Raw genomic sequence first — 18,559 nt, forward strand, 5'->3', positions numbered from 1 at the left:
TCGTATTAATTATTCTCCGTCTTTCTCAACGAATTCCTTTTCAAATCCACAGCCCTCTGTTGCACAATAAAGTTTCGGCTTTTTACCCTTTTTCTTAAAGAGAATACCGCCGCACTGCGGACATCTTTCGTTTACGGGTTCGTTCCAGCTTACAAAATCACATTCCGGATAATTTGAACAGCCGTAGAACACACGCTTTTTCTTTGTATGCTTAACAATAACATCACCGTTGCATTTAGGGCATTTAACGCCTGTCTTTTCAACAAACTTAAGAACATTCTTACATTCGGGGTAACCCGGGCAGGCAATAAATTTGCCGTATCTGCCAACCTTAACAACCATCTGTCTGCCGCATTTGTCGCAGATAATGTCTGTCTGATCTTCTTTAAGCTGGAGTTTCACACCCTCCATCTCTTCCTTGGCTTTCTTGAGAGTTTTGTCAAAATCGGAGTAGAATTCGTCAAGCAATTCCACCCATTCTTCCTGACCGTGCTCAACCTCGTCAAGCTTTTCTTCCATTTGTGCGGTGAATTTATAGTTTACAATCTTCGGAAAGCGCTCTTTTAAAAGGTTTGTCATAACCTCGCCGAGCTCTGTCGGATACAAAGTTTTTGCCTCACGCTTTACATACTCACGGCTTGTAATTGTTGTAATTGTTGCCGCATAAGTTGACGGTCTGCCGATACCGTATTCCTCAAGTGCCTTAATTAACGATGCCTCGGTGTATCTTGCGGGCGGCTGTGTGAAGTGCTGATTCTTTTTAAGCTCCTTGCACTTTACAGGCATATCTTTTTCAAGCGGAGGGAGCTGTGTGGATTTTTCTTCTTCCGTATCTTTGCTTTCTACATACAAGGTTGTAAAGCCCTCAAAGTCAACATAGTATCCCGATGCCTTGAAAATATATTCTTTAGCCGAAATTTCAGCCTGTGTGGTTTTCTGAATACAATCAGACATCTGTGACGCCATAAATCTGTTCCAAATAAGATTGTACAGTTTAAACTGGTCGGATGTAAGGCTTGCCTTTACATCTTCCGGAGAAAGGCTCGGCATTGAAGGTCTTATAGCCTCGTGTCCGTCCTGTGCATTGCTCTTGGTTTTAAATACTCTCGGTTTTGCCGGCAGGAACTTTTCACCGAATCTGTTTAAAATATACTGTGCCGCCTCTTCCTTTGCCACATCTGAAATTCTTAAAGAGTCGGTTCTCATATATGTGATAAGACCCGTTGCACCCATTCCCTCAATGTCAACACCTTCGTACAGCTCCTGGGCAACTTTCATTGTTCTTCTTGACTGGAAGCCGAGTTTTCTTGACGCCTCCTGCTGTAATGTTGATGTGATGAAAGGCGGTGCGGGGGTTTTTCTTCTTGTGCCGTGCTTTACTTTTGTAATCATATATTCGGCATCTGCAAGATCCTCTTCAATCTTTTCTGCCTGTTCCTGATTTTCAATTTTTATCTTGCCGTTGGCATCGGAATAAAGAGAAGCCGAAAACGACTTTCTGCTGCCCTTAGGAATAAACTTAGCGTCAATAGTCCAATATTCTTCGGGCTTGAATTTTCTGATTTCTTCTTCTCTGTCAACAATAATTCTTACCGCAACAGACTGTACTCTGCCGGCTGAAAGTCCTCTTCTGATTTTTTGAGAAATGAAAGGACTTAACTTATAACCTACAAGTCTGTCGAGAATACGCCTTGCCTGTTGAGCGTTTACAAGGTCAATATTTATAGAACGGGGATGAGCCATACCGTTTGTTACGCCGTTTTTGGTAATCTCGTTAAATTCAACTCTGTTGTTGTCATCAAGCGGCAAGCCGAGAATATACGCAAGGTGCCAAGAAATTGCCTCTCCCTCTCTATCAGGGTCGGTTGCGAGGTAAATCTTGTCGCTTTTTTCTGCGAGCTCTTTAAGTTCTTCTACAAGTTTTTCTTTACCTTTGATGATTTCGTATTTTGGTGCAAATTTTTTCTTTATATCAACGCTGAGTCTGGCTTTAGGCAAATCTCTTACATGTCCCATAGACGCAATTACTTCGTAATTTCCGCCGAGGTATTTTTTGATTGTTTTAGCCTTAGCAGGTGACTCAACAATTACTAAATCTGACATTTACTGCCTCCGTTTATTTTAATACATACATTCTGCCCTGCATAGCCGTTACCAAACCTTTCATTTCAAGTTGAGTAAGGGCCGTAAGCACTTTAAATACAGGGATACCGAGTTCGCTTACTATTTTATCTATATGAACAGGCTTGTTGCCGATAGTACCGTAAACTGTTACGGCTGCATCGGACAAACCCAATGCTTTCAAATCTGAAATACTTTTCCGCACATCTGCGTTTTCTTTATTATTAACATCAGCTGAAACGCTGCTGCTTTTGCGTGCGACATTTTTAGTTTCTTTTACAGCCTTTTCGGGCTTTAAGGTTTTATCGGAAGATACGCTTGCATTAATCTTTTCAGGCTTTGCCTTATCTTTTTTATTTGTGCTGTTTTTTGATTTTGCAGTCTTTTTGCCTTTTACAGGCACTGCCTCAAGGTCGGTAAAACTTATATTATCAAAATCAAGTGTTTCGTCCTCAACATATAACCCTCTGTTTGAGTTAAACTCGCTCAAAACATCCATAAAATCAGTTACAGGGCAGGCAAGCCCGTTTTTTATAAGAGTATTCGAGCCCTCGTTCTGCGGACTGTTGTTTCCGAGCAGAGCAAAAACTTCTTTGCCCTGGTCGATTGCCATTCTTGCGGTAATCAGCGAACCGCTTTTTATTCCCGCCTCCATTACAACAAGACCGTCCGAAAGAGCGGATATGATTCTGTTGCGAGCGGGAAAATTATATCTTAGCGGCGGTTCATCGGGCGGATATTCGGATATAACCGCACCGTTTTGCGCAATTGCATTTCTCATACCCTCGTTTTCGGTAAGATATTTATAGTTGATACCGCAACCAAGCACGCATACGGTAATTCCGTTTGCAGAAAGTGCTCCTCGGTGCGACGCACAGTCAACACCGAGCGCACCTCCGCTTATAATAACAACGCTGTACTTAGCAAGAGCATATGCAAATTTGTATGAATTATCCGTACCGTATCTTGTTGCCCGCCTTGTGCCAACAATTGAAACGCTTAGGCGGTTGTCAAGCTCCGGAAGTTGTCCGTTCACATAAAGAACGGCAGGCGGAGTATCAATATTAATTAATTTTTGCGGGTAATGCTCGTCGTCAATCGCAATTACCGAATATTTCAGTTCGTTGCATTTGCTTAATATCTCATCCGCAACCGAAACCTTAGTGTTGTTAAGTTTTCGCATTTCGTTCGGCGTAAAGATACCGCAGTGTTTCCACTCTTTTTCTCCGCCGTGAACAAACTCGGCAATGTCATTGTAAAGTTTAAAAATTCTCTTTACCTTTATATTGTTATAACCGAGTGCTTTTGAAATCCATATCCAGTAACGAGCATTTTCAGAAATCATTTCATCATTTCCCACATCAGTATTGCAGCAGCCACAGATGCGTTGAGTGATTCTGCCTTGCCCTCCATATGTATGGTGATTTTGTTTTGGCAGGCTTTTTCTGTTTCTGCTTTTATTCCGTTGCCCTCGTTGCCTACAACGATTGCGCACGGAGTTTGAAATTTTACATCCGTAAGACTGACAGCGTCGCTGTTTACAACGGCAGCATACGAATTAATCTGCGGATTTTCGTTAAGGAAATCCTTAATTGAACTTTTGATTATAAAAGGTATTCTGAACACAGCGCCCATACTGCCTCTTACAACCTTTGGATTGTAAATATCGCAACAGTCACAGGAAAGTATAACTCCGCTGACATTAAATGCCTCTGCCGAGCGCAAAACAGTGCCGAGATTGCTTGGATCCTGCACATTATCAAGCGCCAAATATTTACTGTCACCCTTTATTGTATCAAACTCATTGGTTTTGTCAAGTGTTTTTATAACCGAAAGAAAGCCCTGTGGCGATTGAGTATCACTCATAAGGGCAAAAATGTTTTCATTTACACAGATTACATTCTTTGCTTTTTCTTCAAGTAAAGCAAAGTCCTCACCGTGCTTTTGCATAGCTTTTTCGGTTACAAATAATGTCTGAATTTCCGCACCGCTGAAAACTGCGTCCATACAGATTCTTAACCCCTCCGCTAAAAAAAGACCGCTCTTGCGGCGTTCTTTTGCGCTTGACTTGAGTTTTACGGCTTTTTTTACATTAGAATTGTCTTTGCTTGTAACAAACAGCATCTTTTTTCTCCTAAAATGCCAATTGCGTTTGGTGTTACCCAAACGCAATTACAGTTTAAATTAAGCGTTTTTAGCCTGCTCAACAAGAGCTGTAAAAGCCTTAGAATCAGCAATAGCAATCTCTGAAAGCATCTTACGGTTCAATGTAATGCCGGCCTTTTTAAGACCATTCATAAATGTTGAATAGTTTGTGCCGTTTGCCTTGCAAGCTGCAGAAATACGAGTAATCCAAAGACGACGGAAATCTCTCTTTCTCTGCTTACGGCCGATATATGCATAGTTGCCGGACTTCATAACAGCCTGTTTAGCCATTTTGAAATGTCTTGATTTAGAACCCCAGTAGCCCTTGGCAAGCTTTAATACCTTTTTTCTTCTTTTGCGAGTCATCATCGCACCCTTTACACGTGCCATTATATATTACCTCCGATTATTATTTAAATAAAAAGCAGTACAAGCGATAAATTATTTATAAGGAATTAAACGCTTGATCTGAGCTACATTTGTCTTATCTGTAACAGCAGTCTGGCGTAAACCTCTCTTACGCTTTGTTGTTTTCTTGTTAAGAATGTGGCTCTTGTTTGCGTGTGCACGGATTACATTACCGTTCTTAGAAAGTTTAAAACGCTTTTTAGCACCACTGTGAGTTTTAATTTTAGGCATAATAAATATCCTCCTTAGCTGTGATTACTTATTGGACTTTGGTGCAAGAAACATAAGCATATTGCGACCTTCAAGCTTTGCAGGCTTTTCTACCGAGGCAAACTCTGCACAAGCTTCAGCAAAGCGGTTCATAGTTTCAAGACCGATTTCAGGATGTCCCATTTCTCTTCCTCTAAAACGGATAGATACCTTAACTTTATCGCCGTGCTTAATAAACTTAGTAGCGTTGTTAAGTTTGGTGTTAAAGTCGTGTGTATCAATGTTTAAAGAGAGTCTAACTTCCTTAATATCAACAACATGCTGATTTTTTCTTGCTTCCTTTTCCCTTTTAGCCTGCTCAAAACGGTATTTGCCGTAGTCCATAATTTTACATACAGGCGGAACGCTCTGCGGAGCAATCTTAACAAGGTCAAGATTTTTTTGTTCTGCAAGTGCGAGAGCTTCCTTTGATGACATAATACCGAGCTGCTTTCCGTCCGAGCTGATTACTCTAAGCTCTTTATCACGGATTTCCTCGTTAATCTGAATATCTTTCTTGCTGATGGTTAAGCACCTCCAAAGTACCTTTTCAAAAAAATAATGCGGACAGAAATACACCGTCCGCATTGCAATACAAATAAACTATTATGTTTAAGGTATTGACCCGTGCAGACGACACCCCACAGGTGAAAGCATTTCTGCTTTGCTTTATTGTACTTACACATTATATAACCGATTACCTGAAAAGTCAAGGGATTTTTCATTATTTTTTCATTATCGGAAAATATTTCTTGAAATATATGTGTTACTATGCTAAAATTATACCATTGGAGTGATGAAAATGCAATACGCAAATTATCAGCCCTATCCTTATTATCAAAATCATATGCAAAGTCCGCAGGAAATCAAAAAAGCGCACGATTTAAAGACTTTGCAAAAAAAATCAAGCGGATTGGGCTTTTATATTCTTACTTATTTTTTATCAATGAATGTCATTGTAGTCGGTATAACATTTTTATTAACCGTGTCTACGATGCTGAATACGGATATTTCTAATTTCGATACCGAAACTTTAACGCAGTATATAATGAGCAAATTGACTTGTGGCCCTGTTTTTTATTATATGCAGATTTTCGCAGCAGCCGCCTCGGCGACAATCACCGGACTGATATATTTAAAACTAAGCAAAACGCATATTTCAGACTGCCTGTCGGTTAAATCCGTAAAACCCGCTATGCTTATCGCCCTCGTACTTATGGGTATGGGCGTTTCAATGGTTTCAAATGTTGCCGCCGACCTTGTAAGTTCCAACTTTTCGTTAATCGGCATTGAATACAGTCTGAATATGAATATGTCATCAAGGTCTGTATTTGAAAATATTTTATATGTTGTTGCCATAGCCGTTACCCCTGCATTTGCCGAGGAATTTGCTTTTCGAGGTATTTTAATGGGTTCGCTTAGAAAATACGGAAATTCATTTGCAATAATTGTATCTGCCGTTATGTTCGGCGCAATGCACGGAAATATTATTCAGATTCCGTTTGCGTTTATACTCGGACTTATTTTTGCTTATATTGACTGCAAGGCAAACTCAATTATTCCGTCAATAATTATTCACTTTATAAATAACTTCTACTCGGTAATTATGGATATTTTGCAAAGTCAGAACATTGTTACCACCCGTTCTTTCTATAAAATATACTATTCAATATTTACCGCAATGCTTGTGTTCGGAGTTTTGGCTTTCCTATATATAATGAAAAAGGATAAAAATTTCCTTAGCATAAGCGATACCTCGAATGTTGTTTCTCTCTCACTTAAAGAAAAGATAAAATGTTTCTTTACAAGTGCAGGTACAGCTACAATAGTTGTTATCTTGATTCTTGAAACTATCATTGCTTCTGTAGCGCTATGAGTGAATTTAATATAAAGTATATGGAAAAGGCGCTTGAGCTTGCAAGAGAGGCTTTTCAGGATGACGAAGTGCCTGTCGGTGCGGTGATTGTGCGTAATGGCGAAATCGTTGCTACAGGCAGGAACAGACGAGAAAAAGAAAAGAACGCACTTTTGCACGCAGAAACCGACGCAATTAACAATGCCTGTAAGGTGCTAGGCGGTTGGCGGCTTTGGAACTGCGATATATATGTAACCCTTGAGCCTTGTCCGATGTGCGCAGGCGCAATTATAAACGCTCATATTCCGAATGTGTATTTCGGTGCGTACGATTTCAAAAACGGTTCTTGCGGCACTATAACAAATCTTTTTGAAATGCCGTATAATTTCAAACCGAATTGTAAAGGCGGTATTATGCAGGAAGAGTGCGCCGAACTTCTAAAAAGCTTTTTCAAACGATTGAGATAGTTTTATTTGGAAAATATAATAACAAAAGCAAAACCGATAAGCAATTTTCAGCTTATCGGTTTTTTAGGTTCTTTAGTAAAACGGTTTTAATTACTTGATAAAGCAGTTTGCTAGACCATAATTCAATAATAATTATTTTAATTTAGAATAATCTTCATCACTTACAGGTTCAAGCCATTCGTTTGATGTATTTGTACCCGGAACTTCTACTGCAAGGTGTGAGAACCAACTGTCGGGTGCAGCACCGTGCCAATGCTTAATGCCTGTAGGAATATTTATTACATCACCCGGGTTTAACTCAACAGCCTCTTTGCCCCATTCCTGATAATATCCTCTGCCGCCTACGCAAACAAGTATCTGTCCGCCGCCATTTTCAGCATTATGAATATGCCAATTATTACGGCACTTCGGCTCGAAAGTTACATTATAAATACCGACCTGTGCTGTAGACAACGGTGCAAGATAGCTCTGACCGATAAAATATTTTGCAAATGCGTCATTAGGTGCGCCAATCGGGAAAAGAATTGACTGCTGATATTTTTCCTTTTCGCTCAAATCTTCCGCATCATCAGTCCATACTTCGGTAGCCATTCTGAATGCCGCCCAAGCCTTTGGCCAGCCGGCATAGAATGCGGCGTGTGTGAGAATTTCTGCAATTTCCGTTTTTGTAATACCGTTCTTTTTTGCTGACATAAGGTGATATTTAAAGGATGAGTCGGTCAATCCCTGTGCCATAAGTGCGGTTACTGTTACGAGTGAGCGGTCACGAAGTGAAAGTTTATCTTCTCTTGACCATACTTCACCGAAAAGTACATCGTCATTAAGTTCTGCAAATTTAGGTGCAAATTCTCCGAGCGAATCTCTGCCTGCGGTTTGTTTTACAGCCATAATCATACCTCCAAGTTTAAAATAAAAAGTATTATTTTACAGTGATATAAAATTATCACTTCTTTATCAGTATTATAATACTTAAAGCTGACTTTAAGTCAAGAGATAAATAAAAATTTTTGGTCTGTTTTTTAATATTGGAAAATTATGGTTTAGCTGATTGCTTTATCAAGCAATTATAGAAGTTTGGTCGACCTTTTCAAAGGTCGTGGGTTGTGGGCAAAGCCCACAAATACTTTCCGCTTACGCAATCTGACGATAGTCAAACAGCTCGCTGTTTGGCGGCTTGAACGCAACGGCGAATGCCCTTAAATGCGATAGCAACAAAAAAGCCATTCATTAAACAATAAATAAGCAAATTCTTTTCTAAAAGGCTACCGCCTGTTTTTTCAAACTCGGTGCAAGCACGCAAACAGCGTGGCTGTTTGCGCCTGATAAATTGTTGTATCGGAAGATTTTATGGGCGCTGCCCAAACCCGCAATTTTTGAAAAAAATTGAGTAAACTTTTTTGTTTTTGGGAGGATAATTTAGCGTTATCTAAATTTCAATGCTCGACCGACACTCCGCTAAACCATAATTTACCGCAATTTTTGATAAAAAACCAAAATTTTTACATAAAAAATGCGAGCATACTTTTGGTATGCCCGCAAAATTAGAATGTAAACTTTAAAATCACTCTTCGTAAGTGCCTGACCAAGCCTGTGCTTTTCCGTCATAAAGATTTTTACCTTCTACAACCTTTACATTCTTAGTCTTTTTAACCCAAGTGCTTTCTGTATTCTTAAAAAGGAAACTTTCTGTACCCGGATAAATAGGTTCGGGAAGTTCGTATTTCCAGATGTCTGTGCCCTCAATTTGAGTCATTTTATATGCCTCTTCGGAAAGACCGTTGCCCCAACCGTAAATATAAACTTCTCCCCACTTTGTTTTTGAATTATCAAAATATACTACATCAAGTGTCCATTCGGGAGCCTCTTCTTTTACATACGGACCGACTGTTGCAGTTGCTTTGTCTGTTGCTTCATCAACGCTTTCAAGGTTGTAGCAATTGTTTGTGCTGCTTACAGTTGCTGTCCAAGCGTTGTATACAGGGCCTGAACTTGACGCCTTTGTCATTTCGTCAACCATATCTAATGCTCTGTAGAAAGTAACACTTGTAAGTGTGTTTGCTACCTCTGCCTTAAATACATTCGGATAATCGTCGGTATCCTGCTCAAGCAGATAAGACTTCTTTGTATTGTTATCAAAAGCATAGAGATTTGTACCCATTGATGTCATCCAAGGAAGCTGTGTCTTTAAGTAAAGTGTGTAAGTAGAAGGTGTAGGAGCAGTTGTCGGCTGTGTAGAAGGCTTGGTTGCCTCTGTAGGTTTTGCAGGCTGTGTAGGCTTTGTAGGCTTAACAGGGTCATTATAAACCTGACCTGTAACGCCTGTACCCTCTGTATCGCCTGAAACATATACCTGAAGAATTGTTACATCTCTTACATCAACGATTGCGTCCTGATTGAGATCAGCTAAAGCATAGATAAGCTGAGATGGTTTAGTTGTCTCGGCTACAATAAGCTGAAGTGCTGTTACATCCTGAACATCAAACTTACCGTCTGTGTTAATATCGCCGTACTTATAAGCCTTATCACCTCTTACAACCTCAGTTGCAGGCTGTGATTCAACTGTAGGTACAAGTGTTGTTTCTTCCCATGAAGTTGTCTTTGTAAGACCGAAAATTCTAGAAGTTCCTTTTAATTTAAGGCCTTTTTCCGACGGATACTGACGAGGAGCAGAGTTTACATTTGAGCTGTCGCAGAAGATAACTCTTGTGTTTGGAGAGTGTGCAAGGTCAAAATTTGACTCAGACTCGTTTTCATCTGCATCTGTTGCAATACAGGTTGTAGGAACTTCTGCATAGTAATAACCTGTTGCCTTATCATAGTTCATCTTTGTACCAGGCCAGTTTGATGCCTTATAAGTTTCTTCCTTTGAAGATTCCTCGTCATAGATGTAAACATAGTAAGGAGCTTTCCATTTTGAGCTTGTTTCTCTTTTTTCAGAAGCAAAGAATACATACACACCTGAACTTGCAGATTTCTGCTTGGTGTATTTGTAAGTAGTGGTTGTTGTATTTTTGCCGTCTGTTGCTGTAAGAGTAAGGTTGATCGTTTCGCCGTAAGCGTAGTCTGAACCTACTCTGATTGCAATGTCACCTGTGTAAGCTACAGGCTTAGAATTGTCAATGCAGTATGTACCTGATGTTGCGTTGTCAAGACCGAGGTTGAGTGTAATTGTGTCACCCTTGAAATCACCGCTCTCTACAGAACAAGTATTTCTCGGAGTTGTTGTGCCGTTGTAAACAACAGCTACACCTGTTGAACCGATATTACCTGTAAGAACACCGTTAGCTACAGTGAATTTAGCGCCTGAAACTGTATCTGTGTAAGTACCGTTTGCAAGGCCTGTGCCTGAAATACTTACAGACTTTTCGTTGCCGTCGCAGTTAGCAAGAACTACACCGCTTGTGCCTCTTGCAACATAAGCTACATTGTCAACGGCACCGAGTTTTTCACTCTGACCAACAAAGAGGTTATGGAACTTATTAATTTCAGAAACAGCTGTGCTCTTATAAGTTATATCGCCTGCTGCCTCACCCATTAACGATGCACCCGGACGGGCAAAGTAAAGAGAAGTAGCGTCTTTTCTTGCGGCTATGATAGCCCATGCTTTAGTGATATTTTCGTCAGATACTTTAGCGGTATTGCTGATACCGCCTGCACCCGACTCGCCCTCGTATGTATCGTGCGACTCTGCCCAAAGAACTACATCGGAAGCGTCAACGCCTGACTTGTAGCTTGAGTTTGCGGCATTTGATGCCTTGCCTTTTACCACATTTGCGAGTACAGAGTCACCTGTTTTGTTATCTGTTACATTAATGTACTTTGTGTAAGAACTGTAACTTCTGCCGGAACCGCAGTTGTTAAGAATCTCACCGTAAATATAAAGATTGTCGCCTGTTTTTGCTTTGTAATATGAGCCTGCAGACTCTGTAATGTTCTTCCAATAATCAGAAGCATAGTCACCGTCATCGGGAGTTTCAATGTGTTTTGCCGCATCAAAACGGAAACCGTCAACACCGCAGTCGATACATTCCTTAAGGAGTGAGATAACCTTATCCTGAACAACTTTGCTGTTTGTTTTGAGGTCAGGGCAGGAAGTAACATGTCCCTGAACTACATTTTTTACACTGCTGTCTGATGCAACAATATCGTTGTTACGGAAGAAAGCACTTGCATTGTCGTAAATTTCAGGATCATATGTTTTAACCTGTGAGCTTACAACATTAGGTGTATCTTCGCTTTCATTTCCCATATGATTAGAAACAATGTCGCAAATAATTTTTATACCGTACTTTTCAGCCTCTGTACAAAGGTCTTTGAGTTCGTCTTTTGTACCGAACCATGCGTTTTTAGCTACAGAAAGGCTTACAGGCTGATAAAGTTTCCACCACTGACCTGTAACATCTCTTGATGTTGAGTAGTCTTTCGGCTGCTGAACAGGTGAAGTCTGAACTGTAGAATAACCGGCTGCTGCAATTGCAGGCAGGTTTTCCTTAATTGTTTTGTATGACCAGTTAAAAGCGTGTAAAATTACGCCGTCCTGAACATTTCTTTGCAGATTATTGTTCGCTGCGGAAACCGCATTATCATTTTCAACTGCGGATGCGGTCAATGCCATTGCAGATGCAGAAGAAACGATAGTTGCCGCAAGCACAATGCTTGTCAGCTTTTTAAGTTTACTCATAAACGAAATCCGTCCTTTCCAAGTATTTGATTTCCTTTTAATTATACCAAAATACTCCACAAAAATATATGTTTTATTTTAACAAATTAACCGCAGTATTTTTAGTTATTATAACAAAGAAACGCTTTATTATATACGCAAGAAACAAGCTTAGTAAATAAATTTATTTTTTATTTGAATCGGGCAAAAAATTCGGCTCACGCCGCAAGTTTCTCGTGGTAGTTATTTCTTGTCTGGTTGTATTCTTATTTTACTCTCCGTACATTTTCAAACGAAGTGCAGAGCAGAAATAGATGGTAAAACCTACAAAGCCGAGATTCAGTAAACTAATAACTATTTGGTATATATAAATGAAAGGACGGATTAATATGAAATTTAAAAGATTCTGCATAGCATTGATAATATAAAAAGGCTTGTGAAAAAATTAGATGTAAGCTATGATCATCTGTTTTTGCAGTTTCAAGATAAGAAAACAGTAAAAAAGATAAATGAAATTGTGAAAGATAAAATAAGATTTTAAAAGGCTGTTACAAAATTTGTAGCAGCCTAAAATATTGCACAATTAAAACAATAATACATAGTGTAATAAGATGAATTTATGCAAAATAATTAATTGTTGTTGCGTATTTATCTTTTATATGGTAGAATTATGCTGAGGTTAAATATGGAAATGTTACTGGTAAATTTCACGGAACCGTTAATAAACAAATTATTACGAATACAGCCTTATCTGTGTTTTGGCAGAATAAATTAAATTGTAGCTGTTATGAATTTGATATATTAAAAGTTTCAGCGTAATTAATACATAATGATTACTGTATTTGTAAATTTCTAAGGAGAAAGTGATATTATGAAAGTAAAAAAGAAATTGTCGCCGTTACTCATATGTTTAATTATATTATCTGCTTTGCTTTTGGTTATTGCTTTTTTTGTTTTGAGTAAAGAAAAAGTTGAACTTAAACCGGATAGCGATACCTCGTACTATAACAGCTATGAATACGGTTGTAACAGTATGCGTATTTATAACGGTAAAAGGTTTCCTATGTCAGATGATTATATGGTATATAAGGACGGCAATTTATATGTAAAAGACCCTATGTATTATAGGGCTGATATTTATTATTCTGACAGAAAAGAAAATGTTTCAACTTCAATTACTTCGCAAAGAATAGAGAATATTGAAGTTTATTGCGATGACGGCAGTTTGTATATGGAAAATCACGCAACACAAGAAAAGCAAAAATTAGATGAACAAAGCCAAATCCTTTTCTTTGATGGCGACAGGGTTTTATATTCAGTTGACAAAAAGAAACTTGTAATTGTTGATGCTAAGAATATAAACGACAGGAAAGAAATAGATTATATCGGTGAAATATTCTATATTTCTATAAACAGCAATACACTTAATGTTATTACAAAAAATGAATACAAATATGAAATTTTTCAATATGATGTGGATACATATTTGCAGAAATCACACTTCGAACATAGTACATTGAGTAACTTGGACGAGCCGGCTATTATTAATGATTACTTTTTATATTGCTGCAAAGATCTGATAAACACTTCTGAAGAATGTACTTTCTTAAAATACAATTTAAAAACCGGAGAAATATCACGAGCAGCCTTACATAATTATGTTCAATCAGTTACTTACAATAATAATAAAATTTATTTTTCGGCTGAAAAGTCAGAGTGGAATATAGTAAGAACAACCGTTGAGGATGAAAATAACGGTTTGTGGGAGGTCGATATAGAAACCGGAACTAAAAAGAAGCTTTCTGATGAATGTGTATTTGACGATTTGCTTGCAACAGAAAATTATCTTTATTGCTACAGAAAAGACTATTTACTGCCACGAGGAATGGATAACGCTCGGTATAAGGGATATATTTTAAAGCAAATTCCAATTAATTAGCAAAAATTACAACTTAAAATCAAAAATTTAACTAAAAAAAGCTTGTGTACCTAATTATATCTACAACGAATTAAAAAAACAAGCTAATGTTAAGAGGTGTTTTTAATGAATTATGTTTTTATGTTTGTTATGATTTGCTTTTTATTTTTAGCCATTTCTATTGCTATTAAATGTGTAACTTGTTTTATAACTTCAGAAATACTTTCAAATACTTTGTGTAAAAGCAACTTTACAAAAGAAATGAAAAAGAAGACTATAATTTGTGGCTTTATATCTGACTTATTATCTGTTGTTATTCTACCACTTATTTTGATTATTCAAAATCTGTTGGAATATGATAGTTTTTTGAAATTTGACGATATAACCATATATAATTGTATTTTTTATATTTTTTATATTGCAGTATATCCTGATTACTCAACTATTGCTTCTGATGTTGATTGGTATATTTATTCTGTTCAGCCTCTATTATACTTAATTATTCTTTCGGCTTTGATAGGATTACTAATTAATTACTTGTTTATATTTAAAAAATCTAATTTAAGCAAAATGCAAAAAATATGTTCTTTGGGTATATTGGCTATTACTACAGCTCCGTATTATTTTATGATTTCATTCGGACCATTAGTTGATCCATTAGCAAAAATTTAATTTTGTAAATGTGATTATAAAAAGTTAATAAAAATGTATTCTTGGTCAAATGCCAATAATCTAAAATTCACTTGCTACGAAAACGGTAAACGCATAGTAATTTATGATGTTTGTCAAATAGCCCGTGATTATAGGACTGGCAATGAATGGCTTAATGATTTACATATTACTAATTACGAATTAAATAGAGAATATGATTTAGATAGTTATAATTGTGTTCAATCTTCAATGGATATATTACTTCAAGGAACCTTTAGTAGTGAAAGTAAAAAATACAAGGATAAAATCAAAAGTATATATGGTAATGTATTTAAGCTTGATTTTTATCCCAATAAAGTTTACAACAAATTAATTGATTGTTAAAAGTTTAGAGGTGTTAAATATGATGCATTACATATACACTCCGATTATTACACTGTTTTTTATAATCGTTATAGCATTTTTGGAAACAATTTTAGCAAATTGCGTATCTGTATATATAATTAATTCCAAATTACCAAAGCCACTTCTAAGTAGTGAATACAATAATACAATTTGGAAAATTTTAGGCTGTTGCTTTTTAGCAGAATCGATTTCAATGGTTATTCTTTCGATATTATTTCCTTTAATTTTAGGTGAATCCATTAAATATGCAGTACAAAATTCCGTTATACTACTTATATATATGATAACAACAGGAACTAACTATTCAAATTTACAGAGTATATTATTTACTATTTCGACCATATTTTTATCATCTGTAATAATATTCTTACTTTGCAGATTTTTTATATTTAAAAATCTTGATTTATTAGAAAAAAAGAAACGATATTCATTACTTATTGCAATTATGTCGGCTCCATATTTTTTGTTAATTCCATTCGGAAATATTTTGGATTTTATTATTATGATATTATATAGTGTGTAAAAACTTTAAATTATTGACTCTGATATGACTAAAGCACATACCTCGGACTGTGATCTTGCAAATATAAATCCGTTCCGTTATCGAGGATATGTGTATGACAGTGAAACCGGTTTGTATTATCTCAAGAGCCGTTACTATGATCCGGTTACAGGCAGATTTTTAAATGCAGATATGTATTGTGACACTCAATCAAATATCTTTGGAACAAATATGTTTGCATACTGCAACAATAACCCTGTAAATCAAAGAGACCCTGAGGGTACAGACGCTTATTGGGTACAATTCGGTAATGCGGTTAGATTATTTGATACATCAATTACGAATTAAAAGGACTTTAAAAGTGAAGGTTATTTTACTATGGATATGATTTTATATATATTACCGGTTTTTCTCATAGTTTTGCTTTTGCCAAAATATTTTATGGTACTGTTGGCGAAATGCGTGGATAACGCTTTGTTTAGAGAAAAAATAATTGATAAAGAAATCAGGAGAAAACTTTACCGCAATGGAGTGTTTGCTGATCTGATAGCATCTTTTAGTATGATTGTGATAAGTTTTATTAAGAATTTGAGTGATTTGCCGAGTTATTTTTCAGGTTTTGAAAATTATGTTGTGTATTTTAGTATGAGTCTTTTCTCGTTTATGTATGCGCCTGATTATTCCCAACAGAATGCATTTTTCATTTCATTTATTTTTATTCTGGTGACAATTGCAATATCCGCACTTATCAGCTTGTTTTTTGATTATTTCACAATTTTCAGAAACCCGGATCTTACAAAAAAGCAAAAAATCTGTACTCTGATTATTTTTGTGTTAATGACTGCTCCATACTATTTCCTGATTTCTCCTACTTTATTTTATAATTGATATATAATAAAATCCTTTTTATAAATACAATTTGATAACCGAGGTTTTTCACGAATAGTTGAACATAATTATCTTACTAAGAGCAGAGGAAAACAAGGTTATGATGAAGAAGATATATTTACACTAATGATGGTTTATGCTTCCAAAAAATGGTATTGATGAAAGTTTAAACCTTTGGGAATGGTGCCAAATATAGTCTTTAGTGAATTAGCAGTATATATAAAAACCGGAAAACAAATTCGGTGCAAGATAGATAAAGCTTTAGAAATCATTCGTGGTAATAAATATAGGTGGGTGATTTTATGAAAAAGTACAAAAAGAAATTATTGTTGATTTCGGTTATATTATCTCTTATAATAATAATTTTATTGCTAACTTTTTATAATTCAGGTGATAATTTTAAACCGGATTCAGATCATAGCTTTTATAAATCCGAATATATGGTTTATTCTGACGGAATGATCACTATAAAAAATCCAAACAATTACGAATTTGATATATATAAATTAGGTGAGAGCAAGCATAGTTATAAATGCAAAGAACTTTCTGATATTTCTAAATATGCAGCTGAAGCAAAAGGTAATTATGTTATTTATGATGATCAAGGACTAACAATATACGATAATGGAAAGAAAAGTGAACATCTGATAGCTAATAATTATGATATATCAGAATTAGGAAATAATTGCGTTTATTATACTAAGAATAATCAGATTTATTGCTATAATATTTTAAATGAAGATACTTGTATAATAAATGATGTTCCGTATGAAGATATAAATTCATTAGTTTTTGCCGATAAATATTTATTAGTGTATTATAATGATAATCATTTTCGGAAAATAAATATTTATGATGAAAATAATAAATTAATATCAGATTTTAAACTACATTCCGACTCTTTAGATTTTCATGATTTTGATGATGTTTATATAGATTTAATCAAAGAGCAAATAATTGTTTATCCGGGCCCGGGAGAGAATACTGAAGTGCTTTTTTATACTTTTAATGGTGAAAAATATCAGAATGAATATTTTAATTATTATTTTAATAATACCATTCGGAGTGTAGACCGGAGTGTAGACCATAGCTGTTTTCAAGGAAAATATGTTGCTTACAGCTTGAGAAATAGCAAAGAAACTGTTATTTATGACAAGACAATAAGAAGTCAGGATAATGGTTTGTATATTGAAAATTTAGAAACGGGTGAAACAAAAAAATTATCAGAAAAATGCGAGTTTGATGATATTTTAGTGACTGATAATTATGTTTATTGTTATAAGATTAATTATTTCATTCCTAAGTCTATTCTGTATGTAAAAGATTTAACTGTAGGCTATGAACTTACTCAGATACCGATTCAATAATGTCTTGATTATAATCTTTTTGATTATAATTGCGTACAGGTATCAATGCAAACTTTATTGAGGGGGAATTTTTATAACTACTATGAACATCTAAGAAATATACTTAATGAAAATAAAAATGGATTTATTCCTAATTATGTTTACGAAAAGCTAAAATCAAATTAAGTAGGTGATTTAATGAATATTACATTTATGGTAGTAACAACATTTTTATTTTTCTTTGGATTAATATTTTTAGGCAAGCTTATAATTTCCGGCTATGTTACATACCTCCTTTCGGTTAAGTTTGGCGATGAATACATAACTTCTCAGATGAAGAGAGATACCTATATATTTGGCATTGTGGCTGACTTAGCAGCGATTGGCATTGTTTCTTTAGTTTTAATAATTTTAAGCAATACTACAAATATCTCTGTAATTCAAATTGATGATATAACATTTCTGCAGTATTACTTCTGTCTGTTCTTCTATGCCATTTATCCTGAATATTCATACTTGGGCGTTAACAATCAAGCATTTGCTGAGGGCTTTTACATTATTCTTGCCTTGATTGCGGTTTCTCTCATAGCAAGCTGTATTATGTATTACTTTTTCGTGTTCAGAAAATCCGAATTAAGCAAGCCAAAAAAATTCTATTCGGTTTTTATTTTAACTATTACAACTGCACCGTATTATTTCCTAATTTCATTTGCAAGTTTTGGAAGCTTATAAGTCATAGAACAGTAGATTAATATCAGCGGATAATAGTTGTTATAAGGAATATTGTTTAAAGCAAATTCCAATTAATTAGCAAAAATTACAACTTAAAATTAAAAATTCAACTAAGAAAAGGCTGTTACAAAATTTGTAACAGCCTTTAATACTATAATAATAATTAAAACCCGACTTTTCTACATAAAGTCTAAAAGTGTGATACAATACAA

Annotated in this window: 17 protein-coding genes; 9 read left to right on the top strand and 8 right to left on the bottom strand. The window is 35.8% G+C overall.

Features of this window, described 5'->3' with window-relative positions; translation table 11 throughout:
- Positions 1-9: 9 nt before the first annotated feature.
- Genes topA through infC form a run of 6 tightly spaced genes read right to left on the bottom strand, consistent with a single transcriptional unit; the run spans position 10 to position 5,502 of the window.
- The gene (topA, locus tag I2E21_RS01995; protein WP_195410258.1) at positions 10-2,103 is read right to left on the bottom strand and encodes a type I DNA topoisomerase; all 2,094 of its coding nucleotides are present in this window, start codon (positions 2,101-2,103) and stop codon (positions 10-12) included.
- 13 nt (positions 2,104-2,116) lie between these two features.
- Positions 2,117-3,466, bottom strand: coding sequence for a DNA-processing protein DprA (gene dprA, locus I2E21_RS02000; RefSeq protein WP_195410259.1), 1,350 nt, complete (start codon positions 3,464-3,466; stop codon positions 2,117-2,119).
- Positions 3,463-4,245, bottom strand: a complete 783-nt coding sequence (locus I2E21_RS02005) for an RNA methyltransferase (protein WP_022234892.1) — start codon at positions 4,243-4,245, stop codon at positions 3,463-3,465. The genes dprA and I2E21_RS02005 overlap by 4 nt, the downstream gene beginning before the upstream one ends.
- 60 nt (positions 4,246-4,305) lie before the next feature.
- A complete protein-coding gene (gene rplT, locus I2E21_RS02010; RefSeq protein ID WP_195410260.1) occupies positions 4,306-4,656 on the bottom strand; it encodes a 50S ribosomal protein L20 in 351 nt (116 codons plus the stop codon).
- A 51-nt stretch (positions 4,657-4,707) separates the two neighbouring features.
- On the bottom strand, positions 4,708-4,905 hold the full coding sequence (gene rpmI, locus I2E21_RS02015; RefSeq protein ID WP_022234890.1) for a 50S ribosomal protein L35: 198 nt from the start codon (positions 4,903-4,905) through the stop codon (positions 4,708-4,710).
- 24 nt (positions 4,906-4,929) lie between these two features.
- Positions 4,930-5,502, bottom strand: a complete 573-nt coding sequence (gene infC, locus I2E21_RS02020; protein ID WP_347708273.1) for a translation initiation factor IF-3 — start codon at positions 5,500-5,502, stop codon at positions 4,930-4,932.
- 223 nt (positions 5,503-5,725) lie between these two features.
- Between infC and I2E21_RS02025 the strand changes: the two genes are divergently transcribed.
- Together I2E21_RS02025 and I2E21_RS02030 are read left to right on the top strand one after the other, a co-directional pair.
- Entirely contained in the window at positions 5,726-6,799 is a 1,074-nt protein-coding gene (locus I2E21_RS02025) for a type II CAAX endopeptidase family protein (RefSeq protein ID WP_195410261.1), read from the top strand.
- Positions 6,796-7,245: a nucleoside deaminase gene (locus I2E21_RS02030; protein ID WP_195410262.1), complete on the top strand. Its 450-nt coding sequence runs from the start codon at positions 6,796-6,798 to the stop codon at positions 7,243-7,245. The genes I2E21_RS02025 and I2E21_RS02030 overlap by 4 nt, the downstream gene beginning before the upstream one ends.
- A gap of 132 nt (positions 7,246-7,377) precedes the next feature.
- Here I2E21_RS02030 and I2E21_RS02035 read toward each other — a convergent pair whose 3' ends face one another.
- Both I2E21_RS02035 and I2E21_RS02040 read right to left on the bottom strand, forming a co-directional pair.
- Positions 7,378-8,133, bottom strand: a complete 756-nt coding sequence (locus I2E21_RS02035) for a carboxymuconolactone decarboxylase family protein (RefSeq protein WP_195410263.1) — start codon at positions 8,131-8,133, stop codon at positions 7,378-7,380.
- Between the two features lie 673 nt (positions 8,134-8,806).
- Positions 8,807-11,926: an alpha-amylase family glycosyl hydrolase gene (locus I2E21_RS02040; RefSeq protein ID WP_195410264.1), complete on the bottom strand. Its 3,120-nt coding sequence runs from the start codon at positions 11,924-11,926 to the stop codon at positions 8,807-8,809.
- 850 nt (positions 11,927-12,776) lie between these two features.
- Here I2E21_RS02040 and I2E21_RS02045 point away from each other — a divergent pair.
- From I2E21_RS02045 to I2E21_RS02075, 7 genes are all read left to right on the top strand, one after another.
- Positions 12,777-13,844, top strand: a complete 1,068-nt coding sequence (locus I2E21_RS02045; protein ID WP_195410265.1) for a hypothetical protein — start codon at positions 12,777-12,779, stop codon at positions 13,842-13,844.
- A gap of 105 nt (positions 13,845-13,949) precedes the next feature.
- Positions 13,950-14,495 carry a hypothetical protein gene (locus tag I2E21_RS02050; protein WP_195410266.1) on the top strand — a complete coding sequence of 182 codons (546 nt, stop codon included), beginning with the start codon at positions 13,950-13,952 and terminating at the stop codon, positions 14,493-14,495.
- Positions 14,496-14,528: 33 nt separating this feature from the next.
- Positions 14,529-14,858, top strand: coding sequence for a hypothetical protein (locus I2E21_RS02055; RefSeq protein WP_195410267.1), 330 nt, complete (start codon positions 14,529-14,531; stop codon positions 14,856-14,858).
- Positions 14,859-15,426: 568 nt separating this feature from the next.
- The gene (locus I2E21_RS12515) at positions 15,427-15,729 is read left to right on the top strand and encodes an RHS repeat-associated core domain-containing protein (protein WP_195410268.1); all 303 of its coding nucleotides are present in this window, start codon (positions 15,427-15,429) and stop codon (positions 15,727-15,729) included.
- Between the two features lie 30 nt (positions 15,730-15,759).
- Positions 15,760-16,269: a hypothetical protein gene (locus I2E21_RS02065; protein WP_195410269.1), complete on the top strand. Its 510-nt coding sequence runs from the start codon at positions 15,760-15,762 to the stop codon at positions 16,267-16,269.
- Between the two features lie 302 nt (positions 16,270-16,571).
- Entirely contained in the window at positions 16,572-17,636 is a 1,065-nt protein-coding gene (locus tag I2E21_RS02070; protein WP_195410270.1) for a hypothetical protein, read from the top strand.
- 177 nt (positions 17,637-17,813) lie between these two features.
- Complete coding sequence (locus tag I2E21_RS02075; RefSeq protein ID WP_195410271.1) at positions 17,814-18,347, top strand: hypothetical protein; 534 nt, start codon at positions 17,814-17,816, stop codon at positions 18,345-18,347.
- Positions 18,348-18,559: the final 212 nt, after the last annotated feature.

Source organism: Ruminococcus sp. BSD2780120874_150323_B10 (genome assembly GCF_015553695.1).
In the GTDB taxonomy this organism is placed as follows: domain Bacteria; phylum Bacillota; class Clostridia; order Oscillospirales; family Acutalibacteraceae; genus Ruminococcoides; species Ruminococcoides intestinale_A.

What these genes read in the sequence shown, in the direction of transcription:
- I2E21_RS02040 (WP_195410264.1), bottom strand. Translation starts at nt 11,926, where the DNA reads ATGAGTAAACTTAAAAAGCTGACAAGCATTGTGCTTGCGGCAACTATC.
- I2E21_RS02075 (WP_195410271.1), top strand. Translation starts at nt 17,814, where the DNA reads ATGAATATTACATTTATGGTAGTAACAACATTTTTATTTTTCTTTGGA.
- dprA (WP_195410259.1), bottom strand. Translation starts at nt 3,466, where the DNA reads ATGATTTCTGAAAATGCTCGTTACTGGATATGGATTTCAAAAGCACTC.
- topA (WP_195410258.1), bottom strand. Translation starts at nt 2,103, where the DNA reads ATGTCAGATTTAGTAATTGTTGAGTCACCTGCTAAGGCTAAAACAATC.
- I2E21_RS02055 (WP_195410267.1), top strand. Translation starts at nt 14,529, where the DNA reads ATGTATTCTTGGTCAAATGCCAATAATCTAAAATTCACTTGCTACGAA.
- rplT (WP_195410260.1), bottom strand. Translation starts at nt 4,656, where the DNA reads ATGGCACGTGTAAAGGGTGCGATGATGACTCGCAAAAGAAGAAAAAAG.
- rpmI (WP_022234890.1), bottom strand. Translation starts at nt 4,905, where the DNA reads ATGCCTAAAATTAAAACTCACAGTGGTGCTAAAAAGCGTTTTAAACTT.
- I2E21_RS02070 (WP_195410270.1), top strand. Translation starts at nt 16,572, where the DNA reads ATGAAAAAGTACAAAAAGAAATTATTGTTGATTTCGGTTATATTATCT.
- I2E21_RS02035 (WP_195410263.1), bottom strand. Translation starts at nt 8,133, where the DNA reads ATGGCTGTAAAACAAACCGCAGGCAGAGATTCGCTCGGAGAATTTGCA.
- I2E21_RS02005 (WP_022234892.1), bottom strand. Translation starts at nt 4,245, where the DNA reads ATGCTGTTTGTTACAAGCAAAGACAATTCTAATGTAAAAAAAGCCGTA.
- I2E21_RS02050 (WP_195410266.1), top strand. Translation starts at nt 13,950, where the DNA reads ATGAATTATGTTTTTATGTTTGTTATGATTTGCTTTTTATTTTTAGCC.
- I2E21_RS02025 (WP_195410261.1), top strand. Translation starts at nt 5,726, where the DNA reads ATGCAATACGCAAATTATCAGCCCTATCCTTATTATCAAAATCATATG.
- I2E21_RS12515 (WP_195410268.1), top strand. Translation starts at nt 15,427, where the DNA reads ATGACTAAAGCACATACCTCGGACTGTGATCTTGCAAATATAAATCCG.
- I2E21_RS02030 (WP_195410262.1), top strand. Translation starts at nt 6,796, where the DNA reads ATGAGTGAATTTAATATAAAGTATATGGAAAAGGCGCTTGAGCTTGCA.
- I2E21_RS02045 (WP_195410265.1), top strand. Translation starts at nt 12,777, where the DNA reads ATGAAAGTAAAAAAGAAATTGTCGCCGTTACTCATATGTTTAATTATA.
- I2E21_RS02065 (WP_195410269.1), top strand. Translation starts at nt 15,760, where the DNA reads ATGGATATGATTTTATATATATTACCGGTTTTTCTCATAGTTTTGCTT.